Source organism: Herbaspirillum rubrisubalbicans, from assembly GCF_003719195.1.
Taxonomy (GTDB): Bacteria; Pseudomonadota; Gammaproteobacteria; order Burkholderiales; family Burkholderiaceae_D; genus Herbaspirillum; species Herbaspirillum rubrisubalbicans.
Map to the genome: position 1 here is coordinate 1,804,785 of NZ_CP024996.1, position 19,525 is coordinate 1,824,309.

The following is a 19,525-nucleotide window of genomic DNA, read 5'->3' on the forward strand; positions in this document are numbered from 1 at the left end:
CAACGCATCGTGCGGACCGCTCCGGGGTGATCCGCCATGCACATGGACCATCAACATGGCAGTATGCGGACCTTCCTCATCCGGATTTCATGATCATCACTTCCTTACTCGATACCGACCTGTACAAATTCACGATGATGCAGGTGGTCCTGCATCATTTTCCCGGCGCCCAAGTCGAATATCGCTTCAAATGCCGTAACGAGAACATCGATCTGACTCCCTACGTCGATGAGATCCGCGCCGAGATCGCCGCGCTGTGCCGGCTACGTTTCAAGGAAGACGAACTGAACTATCTGCGCAGCCTGCGCTTCATCAAGAGCGATTTCGTCGATTTCCTGGATCTGTTCCACCTGAACGAAAAGTACATCACGGTGCAACCCGATCCGGCCGGCAATGGCGAGATCGAGATCAGCGTCAAGGGGCCGTGGCTGCACACCATCATGTTCGAAGTGCCGGTGCTGGCCATCGTCAATGAAGTCTATTTCCGCGCCACCCAGCGCTCGCCGGACCTGGAAGAGGGCCGGGCGCGCCTGCGCAAGAAGATGTCGGTCATCACCGACGACCCTGAACTGGCCGGCTGCAAGATCGCCGACTACGGCACCCGCCGCCGCTTCTCGCGCAGCTGGCACGCCGAGGTCATCGATGAGATGAAGCAGCACATGGGCAGTCATTTCGCCGGCACCTCCAACGTCATGTACGCCATGCAGCACGACCTGACCCCGCTGGGCACCATGGCGCATGAATACCTGCAGGCCTGCCAGGCGCTGGGTCCGCGCCTGCGCGATTCGCAGACCTTTGCTTTCGAAATGTGGGCGCGCGAGTATCGTGGCGACCTTGGCATCACGCTTTCGGATGTCTATGGCATGGATGCCTTCCTGCGCGACTACGACATGTATTTCTGCAAGCTCTTCGATGGTGCGCGCCACGACTCGGGCGACCCCTTCGAATGGGGGGAACGCCTGATCCAGCACTATCGCGACAATCGCGTCGATCCGTCCAGCAAGGTGCTGGTGTTTTCCGACAGCCTGGACTTCGACAAGGTGCGTGCGCTGTACCTGCGCTTCAAGGACCGCGCCAAGGTGGCCTTCGGGGTGGGTACCAACCTGACCAATGACCTCGGCTATACGCCATTGCAGGTGGTCATGAAGATGGTCCGCTGCAATGGCCAGCCGGTGGCCAAATTGTCCGATACGCCGTCCAAGAACATGTGCGATGACCCGGCCTATGTGAATTATCTGCGCCAGGTGTTCCAGATCAAGGCTTGACCGGATTTGAACCATACCTGAGAGTTTTTCCACTCGGGCGTTTTGGCGTGCGTCCGGCATGTCGGCTGCTATAGTGTGACTCCCCATGATGGTGTGCTATCACGGGGAATTTTTTCATCTGCCTTTGCTTCAGGACGACATTTGCTGACCCGATTCATTCTTCCCGCACTGTGTGCTTTTTTCGCCTTGCTGCCCCTGCCAGGATGGAGTGCCGAGCTGGACGGCGCCAGCCTTTCCCTGGCCTGGGCCTTGCCCTTTGCCGGCGTGCTGCTGTCCATCGCGGTGCTGCCACTGCTCGCCCCGGCCTTGTGGCATCACCATTTCGGCAAGATCGCGGCGGCCTGGGGGCTGGCCTTGCTGCTGCCCTTGGTCAGCGTCTATGGCAGCCATGCTGCGCTGGCCATCAGCGTGCACGCGCTGGTGGCCGAATATCTGCCTTTCATCATTCTCCTGAGCGCGCTCTTCACCGTGGCCGGCGGCATCTGCGTGCGCGGCAATCTGCATGGCACGCCAGCCCTCAATACCGGATTGCTGGCGCTGGGTACCTTGCTGGCCAGCGTCATGGGCACTACCGGCGCGGCCATGCTGCTGATCCGCCCGCTCATCCGTGCCAACGATGACCGCAAGCACACCGTGCATGTGGTGGTGTTCTTCATCTTCCTGGTGGCCAATGCCGGCGGCTCCTTGACGCCGCTGGGCGATCCCCCGCTGTTCCTGGGCTTCCTCAAGGGCGTGGACTTCTTCTGGACCGCGCGTCACCTGCTGGGACCGATGCTGTTCCTGTGCATTGCGCTGCTGTCGATCTTCTACCTGCTGGACCGCCACTTCTACCTCAACCGCGAGGAGCGTCGTGCGCTTGATCCCACGCCTGATTCCTCGCTGCAACTGGAAGGCAAGCTCAACTTCCTGCTGCTGCTGGCGGTGGTCGCCCTGGTATTGATGAGCGGGTTGTGGAAGCCCGGCGTGGCCATCGAGCTGATGGGCGTGCCGCTGCAATGGCAGAACCTGCTGCGCGATGGCGCCTTGCTGGTGGTGATCGTGCTCTCGCTATGGCTCACTCCCAGCTCGGCGCGCCAGGGCAATGAATTCGGCTGGGGACCGATGCTGGAAGTGGGCAAGCTCTTTGCCGCCATCTTCCTCACCATCGCCCCGGTGATCGCTATGCTGCGCGCGGGCGAGCAGGGCGCCTTTGCCGCCGTGGTCAAGGCCGTGAGCGGGCCCGATGGGCGGCCCGACGATGTCATGTATTTTTGGATGACAGGGTTGCTGTCATCCTTCCTCGACAATGCGCCGACCTACCTGGTGTTCTTCAACACCGCGTCCGGGGATGCGCGCGAATTGATGGGGCCCCTGGCCTCGACGCTGGCGGCCATCTCCGCCGGTGCCGTCTTCATGGGCGCCAACAGCTATATCGGCAATGCGCCCAACATGATGGTCAAGGCCATTGCCGAGGAACGCGGCGTCCGTATGCCCAGCTTCTTCGGCTACCTGGCCTGGTCGGCGGGCATCCTGGTACCGTTGTTCATCGTCATGAGCCTGCTCTTTTTCTGATCCATCCCGATACCAACGACAACACGAGACCCGAGACCCCTATGAAACCCAAGATCTTCGTCGCCCGCGCCGTCTTCCCTGAAGTCCTGGCCCGCCTGGAGCAGCATTTCGAGGTCGAATCCAATCAGGATGACCGCATCTACACGGCCGATGAACTGCAGGCCAAGACGCAGGGCAAGGAGGGCCTCTTCACCACCCCCAGCGAGCCGGTCACGGCGGCGCTCCTGACCGCCAATCCGCAATTGAAGGCGGTCTGCAACATGGCCGTGGGTTACAACAACATCGACCTGGCCGCCGCCACCCAGGCCGGCGTGATGGCCACCAATACCCCCGATGTCTTGAACGAGACCACCGCCGACTTCGGCTGGGCGCTGATGATGGCAGCCGCCCGCCGCATCACTGAATCCGAGCACTTCCTGCGCGCCGGCCAGTGGAAGAAATGGAGCTACGACAGCTTCGTCGGCCCCGACATCCACGGCGCCACCCTGGGCATCATCGGCATGGGCCGCATCGGCCAGGCCATTGCGCGCCGTTCGCTGGGTTTCGACATGCAGGTGCTATATCACAACCGTTCACGCCTGGCGCCGGAGCTCGAAGCGCGCGCCAACCACGCCCGTTACGTCAGCAAGGAAGAACTGCTGCGCCAGGCTGATCACGTGGTGCTGGTGCTGCCGTATTCCAAAGAAACCCACCACACCATCGCCACGGCCGAACTGGCGCTGATGAAGCCCACTGCCACCCTGACCAACATTGCCCGCGGCGGCATCGTCGATGATGCCGCACTGATCGTGGCGCTGCGTGAAGGCCGCATCGCTGCGGCCGGGGTGGATGTGTTCGAGAACGAACCGGCCTTCAAGTCCGAATTCCTGGCGCTGTCCAATGTGGTGCTGACCCCGCATATCGCCAGCGCTTCCACCCCCACGCGCCTGGCCATGGCCAACTGTGCGGCCGACAACCTGATTGCCGCCTTGTCGGGCCGGCATCCGCCCAACCTGCTCAACCCGGACGTGCTCAAGGGCTGATCCGCAGTCGCCGCGATCAAGCAAAACGGGCGCACCTGCCTGGCAGGTGCGCCCGTTTCACGGTCCGGCTCTGGCTGTCGCAAGCGGCAGCACGGGGACTGCATCAACCCTTCAGTTCATTGAAGATGTCGATGTATTCCTGTTGCGCTTCGGCTTGCGGCTTGCCCTTCAAGGCGGCCCAGGCGTCGAACTTGGCGCGCGCCACGAAGTCGGTCATGCCGGGGCGCTCGCCCTGCACGTCACCGTTGCTGCCCTGCTTGTAGAGGCCGTACATCTTCAGCAGGGTCATGTTGTCGGGACGCTCGGGCAGGCTCTTGGATTGCGCGACGGCGGCTTCGAACTGTTCTTGCAGGGTGCTCATGGGTCTCTCCTCCCGCTGGCTCAGACGGCCAGCAGTTCGACTTCGAAGATCAGGGTGGCATTGGGTGGAATCACGCCGCCGGCGCCGCGGGCGCCATAACCCAGGCCGGCCGGGATGATCAGCTTGCGGATGCCGCCGACCTTCATGCCCTGCACGCCTTCGTCCCAGCCCTTGATCACATGGCCAGCACCCAGCGGGAAGGCGAACGGATCGTTGCGGTCCTTGCTGGAGTCGAACTTGCTGCCGGCCGTGCCGTCGGTATTCTGCAGCCAGCCGGTGTAATGCACCGTGACGTGGCTGCCGGCCTTGGCTTCGTCGCCCGCGCCAATGTTGATTTCTTCATATTGCAGCCCGGAAGCTGTCGTAGTGATGGACATCTGTTTCCTTTCGGTAAGAGGATGGGTGGTCGGCTGATTTGCCGAGTTCCTGAGCCAGGCTGATGAGGCGAGATGCTCCGTGGAAACATTCTGTGCGCCAGCCTTTGTCGGCAGTGCCGAAGCGCTGCTGGGGCGGGCGTCCAGGCTGCCGGTGGCGAGGTGCGACCGGAGCGGCTGGCAGTGTAAACCAAAAATCTAGAATTTTTTCATATTGCCTCTGGGGGTTGTCAGCGGGATGCCTCTAACAAGCGTTAAGCCGCGAGGACGTGCTTCGTGCACGATGAGATCAGGCATTTTTGAGTAAAGTTCTTCATGTTGCGTCGATTCAGCCAACTTTTATCCCTTTCCTTGCGTGCAGCCTGTGTCTCGGCCGTCCTTACGGCCTCGGCGCACGCCAATGTGGTGGTGGTGCTCAATTCCGGCGATGCTTCGGTGTCGCTGCTGGACGAAACCGGCGAGAAGGAGCTCTCGACCTTTTCGGTGGGCAAGGAGCCGCATCACCTGATGGCCACCCCGGACAACAAGTCGCTGATCGTGGCCAGCGCCACCGGCAACCAGTTGCTGTTCCTGGATCCCAAGACCGGGGCCGTGCAGCGCAAGCTGCCTGACATCATCGATCCCTACCAGATCGGCTTCACCCCGGACCAGAAATGGTTCGTGGCTACCGGCCTGCGCCTGGACCGGGTCGACGTCTATCGTTATGACGGCCACGACCTGAAGCTGTCCAAGCGCATCCCGCTGGCCAAGACGCCCAGCCACATCGCCTTCGACAATGACAGCACCACCGCCTTCATCACGCAGCAGGGCAGCGACCAGGTCAGTGCCATCGATCTGGCTACCCAGCAGGTCAAGTGGACCATGCCCGTGGGCAAGCTGCCCGCCGGCATCATCATGACCCCGGATAACAAGTACTTGCTGGTGGGTATCATGGGGGCCGATTACGTGGCCGTGATCGACTGGCGCACCCAGAAGGTGGTCAAGAAGATCAAGACCGGCATTGGCGCCCACAACTTCCGCGGCCAGGGCGACAAGCGTTTCGTCTATGTCTCCAACCGCGTGGCCAACACCATCAGCGTGCTCGATATGCATACCCTGGAAAACGTCGGCACCATCAAGGTGCCGGGCGGCCCCGACTGCATGGAAGTGACCTCGGACGGCAAGACCATGTGGGCCACCCTGCGCTGGGTCAAGAAGGTGGCCGTGATCGACCTGGCCAGCCGCTCGGTGACCAAGGTGATCCCGGTGGGACGTTCGCCGCATGGTATCTACCTGTTCAACCGCGCCCCAGATATCTGAGCTCTTAACTCTGAGCTCTGATATCTGATGATCGCTCACCGCTGACGACCTATCGATGATGCAGCCCATCTCCAAGAAATCCTTGCGCGGCCTGTGCCTGTTCGCCATCCTGGCAGCCGGCCAGGCCGTGGCGCAATCGGCGGCGCCGGAAACCCCGGCCGCCCCCGCCTGCAAGGGCAGGATCTACCTGACCTTCGATACCGGCAGCCAGTCCCAGGCCGAACTGATCGAACAGACCCTGCAGCGCCACCACATCCACGCCACCTTCTTCCTCGCCAACGAAAAGACCATCCACGGCGATTATTCGCTGGATCCGGCCTGGGCGCCGCTGTGGAAGCGCCTGGTGGCCGAGGGTAACGCGTTTGGCACGCATACCTTCGACCATGTCTACGTGGTGCGCGACCTGCCGGGCGGCAAGATCGAAGTGCGCCCGCAGTTCGGCGCCCAGGCCGGCAAGAAGCTGCAATGGACCCCGGCCCAGTATTGCGAAGAAATGAAACGGGTCGATGAACGCTTCCAGCAACTGACCGGCCACAAGCTCGACCCGCTGTGGCGTGCCCCAGGCGGACGCCTGACCCCCAACCTGCTCAAGGCTGGCCAGGCCTGCGGTTATGCCCACGTGGCCTGGGCGCCGGCCGGTTTTTCGGGCGATGAACTGCCCAGCGACAAATTCCCCAACGCGATGCTGCTGAAAAAGGCGCTCGACGGCCTCAAGGATGGTGATATCTTCCTTGCCCATATGGGCATCTGGTCGCGCCAGGATCCGTGGGCGCCGGCGGTGCTGGAACCCTTGATCAGCGGGCTGGAGCAGAAGGGCTTCTGCTTTGCCACGCTGCGCGAGCACCCGGCCTATCGCCACCTGTTCGTGGCCGGCAAGGAACACTGAAGCCCGCCGCAAGTCCAAGCCGGCGCCGGCCCAGGGGAGGGGAGTCGGTGCCGTCAATGTCATACCGTACCAAAGCTATTCATGATCCAGACCATTTCCGACCTCTTTGCCGCCGTCCAGGGCTGGCTGTTCCAAGCCGTGGTGCAACCGCTGGTGTTTTTCATCGGCATGGGGGAGTTCGTCGAAGAAGCCTTCACCGGCACCGAATTCGTCCTGGTGGGTATCTGCGAACTGGTGATCCTGTTCCTGATCCTGCGCCCGCTGGAGTCCATGATCCCGGTCCATCCCATCACCGACCCGCGCGCCCGCTGGAACGACTTCATCTATACCGTACTGCAGCGCCTGGGCATCATCCCCATCATCGCCTTCCTGCTGCTGGACCCGGCCCTGTCCTATCTGTCCGAGGCGCTGCACCTGGAAGGCTGGGGCACCTTCAATCTGGACCAGATCTGGCCCGGCGTAACCGACCGCGCGCTGGTGAGCTTCCTGCTTTACATGGTGGTGCTGGACCTGTGTGAATATCTCTACCACTGGGCCCAGCACAATGTGCGCTGGATGTGGGCGCTGCACAGCCTGCACCACAGCCAGCAGAACATGAACCTGTGGAGCGACGACCGCAACCACATGCTGGACAACCTGGTGCACGACATCATCTTTGGCCTGATCGCCGTGCTGATCGGCGTGGAGCCCTCGCAATACATCCTGCTGGTCTCGCTCTCGCGCATGTTGCAAAGCCTGCAGCACGCCAATGTACGTATCCATTTCGGCCGCATCGGCGAATACCTGCTGGTGTCGCCGCGCTTCCATCGCACCCACCACGCCATTGGCCTGGGCCATGAAAGCCGCGGACGCAATTCCCTGGGCGGGCACAACTTCGCGGTGCTGTTGCCGATCTGGGATGTGCTCTTCCGTACCGCCCACTTCAGCCAGGGCTTTGCCATGACCGGCGTGCGCGATCAACTGCCGCCCCCGGCCGGCAAGGGGCGCGACTATGGACGCGGCTTCTGGGCGCAGCAGTGGCTGGGTCTGAAGCGCCTGGTCGAATTCACCCGCAGGAAGCCCCGCTGATGCGTCTGTTCCTGGCTTCCTTCGGGCGCGCCTTGCTGGCGCAACTGCACATCCGCATGTTGTGGCTGACGGTGCTGCCCTTCGTCGTTTCGCTGGCGCTGTGGGCAGTGTGCCTGTGGCTGGGCTTGCAACCCATCATCGATTGGCTGCAAGCCTATTTCGTGGCCAATAGCATGTTCGGCGAGATCGGCAGCATGTTGGCCTGGTTCGGCATGAGTGCGCTGAAAACCGTACTGGTGCCGCTGCTGGCGATGTGGACCCTGCTGCCGCTGATGATCCTCACCGCCCTGGTCTTCGTGGGGCTGTTCACCATCCCGGCCATCGCCCGCCACATCGGCGCGCGCCACTATCCCATGCTGGAGAAGCGCCATGGCGGCAGCGTCGCCGGCAGTCTCTGGACTTCGCTGTGGTGCTTCGCCGTCTTCACCATCTTGTGGCTGGCCACGATCTGGGTCTTCCTGATCCCGCCGCTGGCCTTCGTGCTCCATTCGCTGCTGTGGGGCTGGCTGACCTATCGCGTCATGGCCTATGACACCCTGGCCGACTACGCCAGCGCCGAAGAGCGGCGCGTCGTGCTGCACCTGCATCGCTGGCCACTGCTGCTGGTGGGCACCATCGCCGGCGCTCTGGGGGCGGCTCCCACCTTGCTGTGGCTGGGTGGGGTGCTGTCGGTGATCCTGCTGCCGGCCCTGGCGGCGGTGGCGATCTGGCTGTATGTGCTGGTGTTCGTGTTTACCGCCCTGTGGTTCCAGTTCTACTGCCTGGAAGCGCTGCTGCGCTATCGCAACGGCCAGGCCCCCGATGGCCCGCCCGATGGCGAAGTCCTCGACGTGACACCCGGTTGACGCGCAACACGGCAGGGCCGGGTAGGGTGGTCGCTGCCGTGGTGCAGCTGAATCGGGCATAATCGCCGCAGTGTTTCATCAACTTTCGGGCAGACAGACTCATGGCATTCGGACTGATCATCATCGGCGACGAGATCCTCTCGGGCCGCCGCATCGACAAGCACTTCCCCAAGGTCTTGGAGTTGCTCAGCCAGCGTGGCCTGCAACTCTCCTGGGCCGAATACATCGGCGATGAGCGCGAGCGCATCACCGCGACCTTGAAGCGCACCCTGGCCAGCGGCGACGTGGTGTTCTGCACCGGCGGCATCGGTGCCACGCCCGACGACCATACCCGCCAGTGCGCCGCCGCCGCGCTCGGTGTACCGCTGGCACTGCATCCCGAGGCCAAGGAAAAGATCCAGGAACGCATCGCTGACATGGCCCGTGAAGCGGGGGCCACGCCCGACTTCGAGACGGCCGACAACCTGCATCGCCTGAAGATGGGTGAATTCCCGCAAGGCGCTTCCATCATCCCCAATCCCTACAACAAGATCCCCGGCTTCTGGGTGCGCAATACCAGCGGCGAGGGTGCACATTACTTCGCGCCCGGTTTCCCGGTGATGGCCTGGCCGATGTTCGAGTGGGTGCTGGAAACCCATTACGCCGACCAGTTCCACCGCCAGGCCTGGGCCGAGCGCTCCATGCTGGTGTTCGAGGCGATGGAATCGACCCTGACCCCGCTGATGGAAGCCATCGAGGCGCAATTCCCGCTGGTGAAGGTATTCAGCCTGCCGCACGTGGGCGATGCCCAGACGCGCCGCCACATCGACCTCGGCGTCAAGGGCGATCCGGCCCAGGTGGAAGCGGCCTTCGTCCAGATGCAGGAAGGCTTGCGCGCATTGCGGGCTGAGTACCAGCTCAGCGCCTGAGCCTCATCGCCTGGTTCATCCAGCGCAGGCGACAGGCGAAAAAAATGCCCCGGAGATCCGGGGCATTGTCGTCCGTAGGCTAGCTGCGGTTACTTCTTGGCAGCGCGGCTGACCTTGGCACCGGCCTGGGAGATTTGCTCCACGGCGTTGGTGACGTTGGCTTCCAGCACTTCGGCGGCTTGCTTGGCGTTCTTGGTGAACTGTTCGTAGCCAGCGCTCAGGTTGCCAATGGTGGACTTCAGGATCGAGATGGCTTGCTCGGAACCGGCCGGGGCATTCTTGGCGGCTTCGTCGATCATTGCCACGACCTTGCGGTTGACTTCGGCGATCTGGGCCTCGGCAGCCTTGGTCAGTTCAGCCTGGGTGCTGGAGAAAATGCCGCTCAAGTGACGGCCATAGGCCACCGACTTTTCCAGCGTCGGCTGGGCGTGCGAGCTGGTCAGGGTGAAGAATTCCTGGGGATCCTTGGCTGCGAACAGCTTCTGGGCAGCGGCCTGGCTTTCTTCGAGCGAGGACTTGGCGGCCTTCAGATTCAGGTCCACCAGTTTTTCCACGCCTTCAAAAGTCTTGGCCGCCAGCTGGCTGAACAGCGCGAGTTGTGCTTCGGCATTGGCTTTGGCAGCAGCGGAAAATTGCTCGGTGTAGGTCGTCATGTTGAAACATCCTTCTCGTTGATGGGTTGATGAACAAGGCAGCGACTGTGATTGCTTACGGACCAATCTGTAATGAAAGGTGGATCTCCGATGTAATTTCTTCTTTGAATATGATGCGATGCACAAGGGCGATTCTAGTTCAATCATGCATAAAGTCAAACGTTTCATCGCGCGGGAATCCGGGAAAAGCGCTTCAAAGTTGATCCAAGTCTAATCAAGGACTTAGCATATTTGATTCAGAGATATCATTCCCAGAAATAGTGCAAGCTCAACGACTGAATCAGGTTATCAGTTAAGCCCTCGCAATCGTTTGCGCTTCCTTGTAAACGGATTTGTTGCACTGCAAGAGGTGGTGTGCAAATAAACGGAAGATAAGTGTGAAAGTTTTTTACAGCGACCATTTTGTATTGCCCCTGCCACCCGGCCACCGCTTCCCCATGGTCAAGTACCGCATGATCCGCGAAGGTGCGATCCAGGCCGTACCGGACCTGGAACTGTATGAAGCCCAGCCGGCCAGCGATGGCGAACTGGCGCTGGCGCACCACCCGGACTATATCGCCCGCGTCAGTCAAGGCTTGTTGAGCCCGGCCGAGCAGCGCGAGATCGGCTTTCCCTGGACGCCGCAGATGGTGGAGCGCTCGCGCCGTTCGGCCGGCGCCACCATTGCTGCCTGCCGTGCCGCCTTCGAGCAAGGCGTGGCGGTCAACCTGGCTGGCGGCACCCATCACGCCTATGCCGACCATGGGGCGGGTTTCTGCGTCTTCAATGATGCCGCCATCGCTGCGCGCCTGATGCAGGCCGAACGCCGCGCCGCGCGCGTGGCTATCGTCGACCTGGATGTACACCAGGGCAATGGCAGCGCCGCCATCCTGGCGCGGGATGACTCGGTGTTCACCTTGTCGCTGCACGGACAGAACAATTATCCCTTCGACAAAGAACAGAGCGACCTCGACCTCGCTCTTCCCGATGGCGTCGGCGATGACGATTACCTGCACGCCCTGCGGGGGGCCTTACAGCAACTGCAGCAGCGTTTTGCCCCGCAGTTGCTGATCTACCTGGCTGGTGCCGACCCGCACGAAGGCGACCGCCTGGGCAAGATGAAGCTGACTCTGGCCGGCTTGGCGGCGCGCGATGAGACCGTCTTCAACTATGCCCATGAGCACAAAATCCCGGTTGCGGTTACGATGGCGGGCGGCTACGGCAGAGATATCGAACAAACCGTCGCCGTACATCTACAAACGATAAGACTCGCCAGCCTCCACGCTACTCGCTGGAGCACACCGAGATGACCCGGGCGCACTCCCTGGTGCGCCTGCCGATGGAAAAAGAAATGATGCAATCCGCCGCCGGCGTCAGCCGGTCCCCCCAGTTCCTGATGCGACTGGTGCCTTTGTTGTTCGTGCTGATCTGGAGTACCGGCTTCATCGTGGCCAAGTTCGGCCTGCCGTATGCACCGCCCCTGACTTTCCTGCTGTTGCGCTTTACCGGTGTGCTGCTGGTCCTGCTGCCGCTGGTGCTGCTGTTCCGTGCTCCCTGGCCGCATGGCCGAATCCGCCACGTGGCGCTGGCCGGCGTATTGCTGCAGGCCGGCTACCTGGCCGGGGTCTGGTGCGCCATCAAGATCGGGATGCCGGCCGGCCTGTCGGCCCTGATCGTCGGCTTGCAACCGATTCTCACGGCGTTTGCCGCCCCCTTGCTGGGCGAATCGGTGCGCGGGCGGCAATGGGTGGGCCTGGCGCTGGGCCTGTGCGGGGTGGGGCTGGTGGTGGCCAACAAGATTTCCCTGATTGGCCTGTCTACGGCCAGTATTGCGCTGTGCGTGTTCGCCTTGCTGTGTATCACCGCCGGTACCTTGTACCAGAAGCGCTATTGTGCCCACTTCGATCTGCGCACCGGCACCGTGATCCAGTTCATGGCTTCCATCGTGGTGGTGCTGCCCTTCGCGGTGGCGCTGGAAGGCTTCGACTGGCATGTCAGCAACGTCCACTGGACCCCGCAATTCATCGGCGCGCTGTTATGGTCGGTGCTGGCGCTGTCCATCGGTGCCATCTTCCTGCTCTTTGCCCTGATCCGCAGGAGCGCCGCCACCAGCGTCACCAGTCTGCTCTACCTCACGCCGCCCACCACTGCCGTGATGGCGTGGTTGATCTTCGGCGAAGCCTTCAGCCTCATCGGTGCGCTGGGCATGTTGCTGGGCGTGATCGGCGTGGCCTTCGTGGTGCGCAAGTAAGCGGCGGCAAGCCGCTTCAGGCCGGGGTGAGCTGGTCCGGCATCAAGGTCACCAGCTTCAGGTCCGGCCGATTGGCGACCCGGAAATTGACTTGCCGGTACAGCAATTCACCCGCCAGCGGATGCCGGAAACGGCGCTCGCCACCTTCGCGCTCCACCACATCCTGCAGATGCCAGGCGCGCTGGAAGAAGGGACTGGCCGCCGACAGCTCCTGCACCAGCGCCTGCAATTCCGGGTCATCCAGCAGGCTGGCGCTATCGGCGCGAAACTCTGCCACCAGCCGGCGCGCGCGTTGTTCCCAATCGACCGTCAGGGATTGCGCCGCGGCACTGCCAAACATGAAACGCAGCAGGTTGGGCTGGCCGGCCTTGCCATCCAGCCATCCCATGAACAGCTTGCGCGCGGCCGCATTCCAGGCCACCGCATTCCAATAGCGGTCCAGCAGATAGGCTGGCGCCCGGAAGTTGCCGACCACCTCCAGGATTTCGGGCGCGATCATGGTCGCCGCCTGCTGCTCCGGCAGCACCGGATCCTTCTTGCCCGCCAGTTCGAACAGATAGGCCCGCTTGGCGCGCGGCAGGTGCAGCGCATCGGCGATGCGCGCCAGCGCCTGCGGCGAGACCGAATCGGTGCGGCCCTGCTCGATCCAGGTGTACCAGGTCACGCTGATGCCGCATAACTGCGCCACTTCCTCGCGCCGCAATCCCGGCGTGCGACGGCGGCCATGCGCCAGGTGCGGCAGGCCGGCCTGGGCTGGCGCGGTCTGTTCGCGCTGGGATTTGAGGAAGTCACCAAGGGCGCGGCGGGCGAGGTCGGGTTCCATGCGGGCAGGCTAGGGTGGTGGTGGGGGTACTAGTATAAATGCTTCACTTGTAACAGGATATGGAAGCGCTAGACTGGCGGCTCATCCACGGCAAACAGCCTTTTTCTTCATATCGCATCCCATTTCATCCCATCCACAGGAGCCCCGCCATGCGCAGCCACCAGCAAGTCGTCAGCCAACAATTCGGCAGCACCGCCGCCGCCTATCTCACCAGCGCCGTCCACGCCCAGGGCGCCGATCTGCAGGAACTGGCGCAGATCGCCTCTACCATGTCGGGCGCGCGCGCACTGGACCTGGGTTGCGGTGGCGGACATGCCAGTTTTGCCGTCGCCCCGGTGGTGGAGAAGGTGATTGCCTATGACCTCTCGGCCGAGATGCTGGAGGTGGTCTCGCGCGCCGCCCAAGAACGCGGCCTGGACAACCTGGCCGTGCGCCAGGGCAGCGCCGATAGGCTGGAATTTCCTGATGCCAGCTTCGAGCTGGTCTGCACGCGCTTCTCGGCCCACCATTGGCGCCACTTGCCGCAAGCCCTGAGTGAAGTATTCCGCGTGCTCAAGCCGGGTGGCCGCTTCATCGTCATCGACACCGCTGCTCCTGCCGACGTGCTGGCCGATACCTATGTCCAGGCCATCGAATTGCTGCGTGATACTTCACATGTACGCAATGTCAGCCTGAACTCCTGGCGCAAGCTGGTGCGAGCTGCCGGTTTTACCATCGCCAGCGACAAGACCTGGAAGCTGCGCCTGGAATTCGCCTCCTGGGTAGCCCGGATGCGTACCCCGCCGGACCAGGTCGCCGCCATCCGCGCGCTGTGGCGGGCCGCGCCGGAAGAAGTGAAGCAGTATTTCGCGCTGGAGGCCGACGATTCCTTCTCCATCGATGTGGCCATGCTGGAACTGCGCAAGCCCTGAAGTCCCGGCCTACGTCTGCTTGCATGAGGCAATGACACCCTGCGGGGTGTCAACGTTTTCACCCTCATCGTCGTTATCCCTTCACTCCAGAGTGTCGTAAAGCGAATATCTGGGGCCAGTATTGCCTTCTGTTATCGCCATTGTGACCGATTGCTGACAGCTAGACTGGTATCATGTCGCGTCGTTGGCAAACGGTTTTCTCGATAAAAATCGAAAAACTTCGAGTACCGCCCGTACAAAATTGCAGCAGAATCTCGAAAAAGTGTGGGGCACTTTTCGTGAGCAAGCGTGAGAAAGCCGTTTAAATAAATGCGCTAACACCTTATTTTTCTTGCGAAAAATCTGCATTTTGCTACACTGCCAACGTTTCTCTTGTGTACTTTCAGAGTAAATTTGGGGGGAGTTCCACCTATGATCAAATCAGCGCTGGCCATTTTCACATCCGTACTGTTTATCCACGCTGGTTTGGCGCCTGCCGCAGCTCAGACGGTCAACACCACCACCAAGAAAGCACCGGCCAAGAAGGTCGCCGCCAAACGCCCGGTGCACGCGGTCGGCAAGACCGCCGTCAAGGGTTCCCTGAACAATCGCGAAAAGCTGGTACGCAAGGTCAGCGTAGTCCGTGGCAAGCGTCACGTGAGCTACCAGCGCGTCTCGGTCGCCCCGGCCGTGCCGGTGGTGCCGCCGGTGATGACGGCCGGCGACATGGCCGGCCTGAACCTGACGCCCGATCCCTTGGCCCTGCGTTCCAACGTCGCCCTGGTGATCGACCAGGCTAGCTCGCAAGTCCTGTTTGAAAAGAATTCCTCGGTGGCCCTGCCCATTGCCTCGGTCACCAAGCTGATGACCGCGCTGGTGGTGGTCGAAGCGCACCTGAACATGGAAGAAGTGCTGACCGTCACCGATGATGACGTCGATCGCGAAAAGCACAGCAGCTCGCGTCTGCGCGTGGGTTCCACCCTGAGCCGCGACGACATGCTGCACATCGCCCTGATGAGCTCTGAAAACCGTGCCGCCTCGGCCCTGGGTCGCAACTATCCGGGCGGTCTGCCGGCCTTCGTCGCCGCCATGAACGCCAAGGCCCGCTCGCTGGGCATGATGGATACCCACTACGTCGATTCGACCGGCCTGTCCAGCCAGAACGTGGCCAGCGCCCGCGACCTGGCCAAGCTGGTGGTGGCGGCCTATAACTACCCGATCATCCGCCAGTACTCCACCGATCCCAAGTACATGGTCGAACCTAGCGGCCATGCCATGCAGTACAACAGCTCCAACCGCCTGACCTCCAACAAGGAATGGGATATCGGCCTGCAGAAGACCGGTTTCATCAACGAAGCCGGCCATTGCCTGGTGATGTACACCCGCATCGAAGGCCGTCCCATCGTGATGGTGTTCCTCGATTCCAAGGGCCGCCTGTCGCACGTGGGCGATGCCACGCGGATGCGCAAGTGGCTGGTCGAAGACCAGCCCAACCTGACCCGCGTGAAGATGGTGCGGGCCGACGAAGGCTGAAGCAGGCTTGTTCGGAATGTGCGGATGATTGCTTCATCCGTCGCAAACAAAAAGCGAACCCCAGGGTTCGCTCAGATTGATGACAAAGCCTTGGCGAGAGCCAAGGCTTTGTTGTTTAATCGGTCATGCTCAAAAAACCGACAGCCGCCCAGCACGAGTTAGAGATGGTGACCATCGAGATGCTCGTGCCCAAGGACCACCTGCTGCGCAAGATCGACGCGGCGGTGGATTTCGAGTTCATCCGAGAGAAGGTGGCGCATCTGTATTGCGCCGACAATGGCCGCCCGGCACTGGACCCGGTGGTACTCTTCAAGCTCTTGTTCATCGGTTACCTCTTCGGTATCCGCAGCGAGCGCCAGCTCATCCGCGAGGTCCAGGTCAATGTGGCCTATCGCTGGTTTGCCGGATTCCGTCTGACCGACAAGGTACCGGACTCATCCACCTTCTCCCAGAACCGGCGCCGCCGCTTCATTGATACCACCGTCTATCAAGAGATCTTCGACGAGATCGTGCGCCAGGCCATTGGACGCGGCATGGTCGATGGCCGTGTGCTCTACAGCGACAGCACTCACCTCAAGGCCAACGCCAACAAGAACAAGTTCGACTACGTTCAAGTTACCCAGACCCCCTCGGCCTATCTGGCCGAACTGGATGCCGCTGTGGATATCGACCGTGCCGAGCATGGCAAGAAACCGCTCAAGCGTGACGACGATGATGAGCCGCCCACCAAAGAGATCAAGGTCAGTCGCACCGATCCCGAGAGCGGCTACATGGTGCGCGACGACAAGCCCAAGGGCTTCTTCTACCTGGATCACCGCACCGTCGATGCCAAGCATTCCATCATTACCGATACCCATGTCACGCCCGCCTCAGTCCATGACAGTCAGCCTTATCTGGCGCGCCTGGATCGTCAGCGCCAGACGTTCGGATTTGATGTACAGGCCGTTGGCCTGGATGCGGGCTACTTCACACCGGCCGTCTGCCAGGGACTGGAGAATCGCGAGATCAGCGGCGTGATGGGCTACCGCACACCCAACCACAAGCCGGGGACATTCTTTAAACGGGCGTATGAGTACGATGCCTACCGTGACGAATACATCTGCCCGCAGGGTCAACCCTTGCGCTACAGCACGACCAATCGACTGGGGTATCGGGAATACAAATCCAACCCTGAGCAATGCCGAGGCTGCAAGGTAGGCGAGCAATGCACCAATAGCGCCAATGCGGTCAAGGTGGTGACGCGCCATGTGTGGGAGCGTTCCAAGGAGAAGGTGGATGATCGGCGTCGTACCGAATGGGGCAAGCGCATCTATGCCCGACGCAAGGAAACGGTAGAACGCAGCTTCGCCGACGCCAAGCAATTGCACGGACATCGTTATGCCCGTATGCGGGGATTGCGCAAGGTCGCCGAGCAGTGCTTGTTGGCGGCGGCGGCCCAGAACATGAAGAAGATTGCCCTGTTGGTGGCGCGCTTGCGCGCGCTTTTACACGGCTTGAGCGCCTCTGCCAGCGTACAAAAGTGGCTACAGCGAAAAATGCGCGCCTTGCTTGGCTTCTGCGCCATCGACCATCTGCAAATTACCTGCGCCTGAAAAACAAAACCCCGTGTTCGAAAACACGGGGTTCGTCATCAACCTGAGCGAACCCCAGGGTTCGCTTTTTTGTTGTCTGCGGCGGCCTGCGATATGAAGCTTCAGGCCTGATCCTTACGATACCCCAGGGCCGAGGAAATCTGATTGGCCGTGCTCACCAGGTCATCCACCCAGTCTTCCTGCAGGCGGTCGGCCGGGGCCGAGATCGACAGGCCGGCCACCAGCTTGCCGCTGTCGTCGCAGATGCCGGCGGCCATGCAGCGCACCCCCAGTTCCAGCTCCTCGTTGTCGCGCGCATAACCCAGCGCCCGTACCATCGATAGTTCGCGCTCCAGCTTGGCCAGATCGGTAATGGAATTCTTGTTGTGGCCCGCCAGCCCGGTACGGGTGGCATAGGCGCGCACATTCTTGGGATCGTCCACCGAGAGGAACAGCTTGCCGGTGGAAGTCAGGTGCAGCGGCGCGCGGCCGCCGATGGCGCGCACCACCTGCATACCTGAACGTTCAGAAAAGGAGCGGTCGATATAAACGATTTCATCGGCCTGCCGCACCGACAGATTGATGGTCTGGTGGGTCTTGCGGTGCAATGCGCGCATGAAGTCCAGCGCCGCCTCGCGCACCGACAAGCGGCTCTTGACGATGTTGCCCAGTTCCAGCAGACGCATCCCCAGCCGATAGGTACCCGGCTCCACCCGGTCCACGAAGCGCTTGACCACCAGATCGTTGAGGATGCGGTGGGCGGTGGAGGGATGCAGCTCGGTGGCGGCCGACAATTCCTTCAGGCTCACCGGATCGGGATACTCGGCCAGGGCGTCGAGCAGCGAGACCATGCGCTCGATGACCTGGATGGAAATGTGTTCTGTCTCGCCTGCAGCTTCTTTTTTCATGGCGCGGCCTGGTGCGTTGCAATATGAAGGTTATACCACAATGTGAAAACAACAAAAAGTCCAGGCGTGCTTTTCCGCCCGGCAAGCAAGCCTGCCGGCACGCCTGGATGGCCCGCCAGGCAGCATCAGACGAGCAGGGGAGGTTGCGCACGTTCGTTCAGCCAACCAAGGCTTTGGTTATAAAGACGGCCGGCCTTATTCTGACGCCCTGTTCTTGCATATCTGTTTTCCGCATATCGAGAGAAGAAAGTATTCGTTCTTTTCAGGCAGCAGTCTCATTAACCTGTGTGCTCCAAAACAACAGAACATGCGGGAACGGATATGCTGAAAAAGATCATCAAATCGATCGCCGCCGCCCTGGTGCTGGCGCAAGCCGCGCACGTGGCGCAGGCGGCCGATGTTTCGCTGCTCAACGTCTCTTACGACCCCACGCGCGAACTCTACGCCGACTACAACAAGGCATTCGCCAAGTACTGGAAGGACAAGACCGGCGATATCGTCACCATCAAGGCCTCGCACGGCGGCTCCGGCAAGCAGGGCCGCTCGGTGATTGATGGCATCGATGCCGACGTGGTGACCCTGGCCCTGGCTTACGACATCGATGAAATCTCGGAAAAGGCCAAGCTCTTGCCGGCCGACTGGCAAAAGCGCCTGCCGCATAACAGCTCGCCCTATACCTCCACCATCGTGTTCCTGGTGCGCAAGGGCAATCCCAAGGGCATCAAGGACTGGGGCGACCTGATCAAGCCGGGGATCTCCGTCATCACCCCCAACCCCAAGACCTCGGGCGGCGCCCGCTGGAACTACCTGGCGGCCTGGGCCTATGCCAAGCAGAAGGGCGGTAGCGACGACGCTGCCCGCGACTACATCGCCAAGCTCTTCAAGAACGTGCCGGTGCTGGATTCGGGCGCCCGTGGCGCCACCATTACCTTCGTCGAGCGCGGCATCGGCGACGTGCTGCTGGCCTGGGAAAACGAAGCCCTGATTTCACTCAAGGAATGGGGCCCGGACAAGTTCGACATCGTCGCCCCCTCCATTTCCATCCTGACCGAACCCCCGGTGGCGGTGGTGGACAAGGTGGTCGACCGGCGCGGCACCCGCAAGGTGGCCGAGGAATACCTGAAGTACCTGTACACGGAACAGGGCCAGGAAATCATCGCCAAGAACTACTACCGTCCCATCGACCCCAAGATCGCCGCCAAGTACGCATCGCAATTCCCCAAGCTGAACCTGGTAACCATCGACAAGGATTTCGGCGGCTGGCAGAAGGCTCAGAAGACTCACTTCGCCGATGGTGGCACCTTCGACCAGCTCTACGCGCCCAACAAGAAGTGACCT

Annotated in this window: 19 protein-coding genes; 14 read left to right on the forward strand and 5 right to left on the reverse strand. The window is 61.6% G+C overall.

Going from position 1 to position 19,525, the window contains the following annotated elements; translation table 11 throughout:
* Nucleotides 1-89: 89 nt before the first annotated feature.
* The 3 genes from pncB (at nt 90) to RC54_RS08010 (ending at nt 3,838) form a co-directional block, all read left to right on the forward strand.
* On the forward strand, nt 90-1,265 hold the full coding sequence (gene pncB, locus RC54_RS08000; protein ID WP_058894920.1) for a nicotinate phosphoribosyltransferase: 1,176 nt from the start codon (nt 90-92) through the stop codon (nt 1,263-1,265).
* Nucleotides 1,266-1,406: 141 nt separating this feature from the next.
* Nucleotides 1,407-2,816, forward strand: a complete 1,410-nt coding sequence (locus tag RC54_RS08005; RefSeq protein ID WP_061790482.1) for a sodium:proton antiporter — start codon at nt 1,407-1,409, stop codon at nt 2,814-2,816.
* Nucleotides 2,817-2,857: 41 nt separating this feature from the next.
* Entirely contained in the window at nt 2,858-3,838 is a 981-nt protein-coding gene (locus RC54_RS08010; RefSeq protein WP_061790481.1) for a 2-hydroxyacid dehydrogenase, read from the forward strand.
* Between the two features lie 103 nt (nt 3,839-3,941).
* On the opposite strand, the gene RC54_RS08015 is transcribed toward RC54_RS08010, so the two are convergent.
* Nucleotides 3,942-4,199, reverse strand: a complete 258-nt coding sequence (locus tag RC54_RS08015; RefSeq protein ID WP_017454214.1) for an acyl-CoA-binding protein — start codon at nt 4,197-4,199, stop codon at nt 3,942-3,944.
* A gap of 20 nt (nt 4,200-4,219) precedes the next feature.
* Nucleotides 4,220-4,576: an FKBP-type peptidyl-prolyl cis-trans isomerase gene (locus RC54_RS08020; protein ID WP_017454215.1), complete on the reverse strand. Its 357-nt coding sequence runs from the start codon at nt 4,574-4,576 to the stop codon at nt 4,220-4,222.
* A 312-nt stretch (nt 4,577-4,888) separates the two neighbouring features.
* On the opposite strand from RC54_RS08020, the gene RC54_RS08025 reads away from it, so the two are divergent.
* From RC54_RS08025 to RC54_RS08045, 5 genes are all read left to right on the forward strand, one after another.
* Nucleotides 4,889-5,872 carry a YVTN family beta-propeller repeat protein gene (locus tag RC54_RS08025; protein WP_061790480.1) on the forward strand — a complete coding sequence of 328 codons (984 nt, stop codon included), beginning with the start codon at nt 4,889-4,891 and terminating at the stop codon, nt 5,870-5,872.
* Nucleotides 5,873-5,927: 55 nt separating this feature from the next.
* Nucleotides 5,928-6,758, forward strand: a complete 831-nt coding sequence (locus RC54_RS08030) for a polysaccharide deacetylase family protein (protein ID WP_058894924.1) — start codon at nt 5,928-5,930, stop codon at nt 6,756-6,758.
* An 81-nt stretch (nt 6,759-6,839) separates the two neighbouring features.
* On the forward strand, nt 6,840-7,826 hold the full coding sequence (locus tag RC54_RS08035; protein WP_017454218.1) for a sterol desaturase family protein: 987 nt from the start codon (nt 6,840-6,842) through the stop codon (nt 7,824-7,826).
* Nucleotides 7,826-8,671: an EI24 domain-containing protein gene (locus tag RC54_RS08040; RefSeq protein WP_058894925.1), complete on the forward strand. Its 846-nt coding sequence runs from the start codon at nt 7,826-7,828 to the stop codon at nt 8,669-8,671. Before RC54_RS08035 ends, RC54_RS08040 begins: the two co-directional genes overlap by 1 nt.
* 101 nt (nt 8,672-8,772) lie before the next feature.
* Complete coding sequence (locus RC54_RS08045; RefSeq protein ID WP_061790479.1) at nt 8,773-9,579, forward strand: competence/damage-inducible protein A; 807 nt, start codon at nt 8,773-8,775, stop codon at nt 9,577-9,579.
* An 89-nt stretch (nt 9,580-9,668) separates the two neighbouring features.
* Here RC54_RS08045 and RC54_RS08050 read toward each other — a convergent pair whose 3' ends face one another.
* Nucleotides 9,669-10,232: a phasin family protein gene (locus tag RC54_RS08050; protein WP_058894927.1), complete on the reverse strand. Its 564-nt coding sequence runs from the start codon at nt 10,230-10,232 to the stop codon at nt 9,669-9,671.
* A 377-nt stretch (nt 10,233-10,609) separates the two neighbouring features.
* On the opposite strand from RC54_RS08050, the gene RC54_RS08055 reads away from it, so the two are divergent.
* Nucleotides 10,610-11,521: a histone deacetylase family protein gene (locus tag RC54_RS08055; RefSeq protein ID WP_061790478.1), complete on the forward strand. Its 912-nt coding sequence runs from the start codon at nt 10,610-10,612 to the stop codon at nt 11,519-11,521.
* A gap of 41 nt (nt 11,522-11,562) precedes the next feature.
* Entirely contained in the window at nt 11,563-12,462 is a 900-nt protein-coding gene (locus RC54_RS08060; protein WP_061790497.1) for a DMT family transporter, read from the forward strand.
* 16 nt (nt 12,463-12,478) lie between these two features.
* On the opposite strand, the gene RC54_RS08065 is transcribed toward RC54_RS08060, so the two are convergent.
* The gene (locus tag RC54_RS08065) at nt 12,479-13,285 is read right to left on the reverse strand and encodes a helix-turn-helix transcriptional regulator (protein ID WP_061790477.1); all 807 of its coding nucleotides are present in this window, start codon (nt 13,283-13,285) and stop codon (nt 12,479-12,481) included.
* A 149-nt stretch (nt 13,286-13,434) separates the two neighbouring features.
* Here RC54_RS08065 and RC54_RS08070 point away from each other — a divergent pair, with 149 nt between their 5' ends.
* From RC54_RS08070 to RC54_RS08080, 3 genes are all read left to right on the forward strand, one after another.
* Nucleotides 13,435-14,196, forward strand: coding sequence for a class I SAM-dependent methyltransferase (locus RC54_RS08070; RefSeq protein ID WP_061790476.1), 762 nt, complete (start codon nt 13,435-13,437; stop codon nt 14,194-14,196).
* A 411-nt stretch (nt 14,197-14,607) separates the two neighbouring features.
* Nucleotides 14,608-15,708, forward strand: a complete 1,101-nt coding sequence (gene pbpG, locus RC54_RS08075) for a D-alanyl-D-alanine endopeptidase (protein ID WP_061790475.1) — start codon at nt 14,608-14,610, stop codon at nt 15,706-15,708.
* Nucleotides 15,709-15,833: 125 nt separating this feature from the next.
* Nucleotides 15,834-17,300 carry an IS1182 family transposase gene (locus RC54_RS08080; protein WP_244216461.1) on the forward strand — a complete coding sequence of 489 codons (1,467 nt, stop codon included), beginning with the start codon at nt 15,834-15,836 and terminating at the stop codon, nt 17,298-17,300.
* Nucleotides 17,301-17,401: 101 nt separating this feature from the next.
* Here RC54_RS08080 and RC54_RS08085 read toward each other — a convergent pair whose 3' ends face one another.
* Entirely contained in the window at nt 17,402-18,187 is a 786-nt protein-coding gene (locus RC54_RS08085; RefSeq protein WP_061790587.1) for an IclR family transcriptional regulator, read from the reverse strand.
* A gap of 321 nt (nt 18,188-18,508) precedes the next feature.
* Here RC54_RS08085 and RC54_RS08090 point away from each other — a divergent pair, with 321 nt between their 5' ends.
* Nucleotides 18,509-19,522: a sulfate ABC transporter substrate-binding protein gene (locus tag RC54_RS08090; protein ID WP_061790588.1), complete on the forward strand. Its 1,014-nt coding sequence runs from the start codon at nt 18,509-18,511 to the stop codon at nt 19,520-19,522.
* Nucleotides 19,523-19,525: the final 3 nt, after the last annotated feature.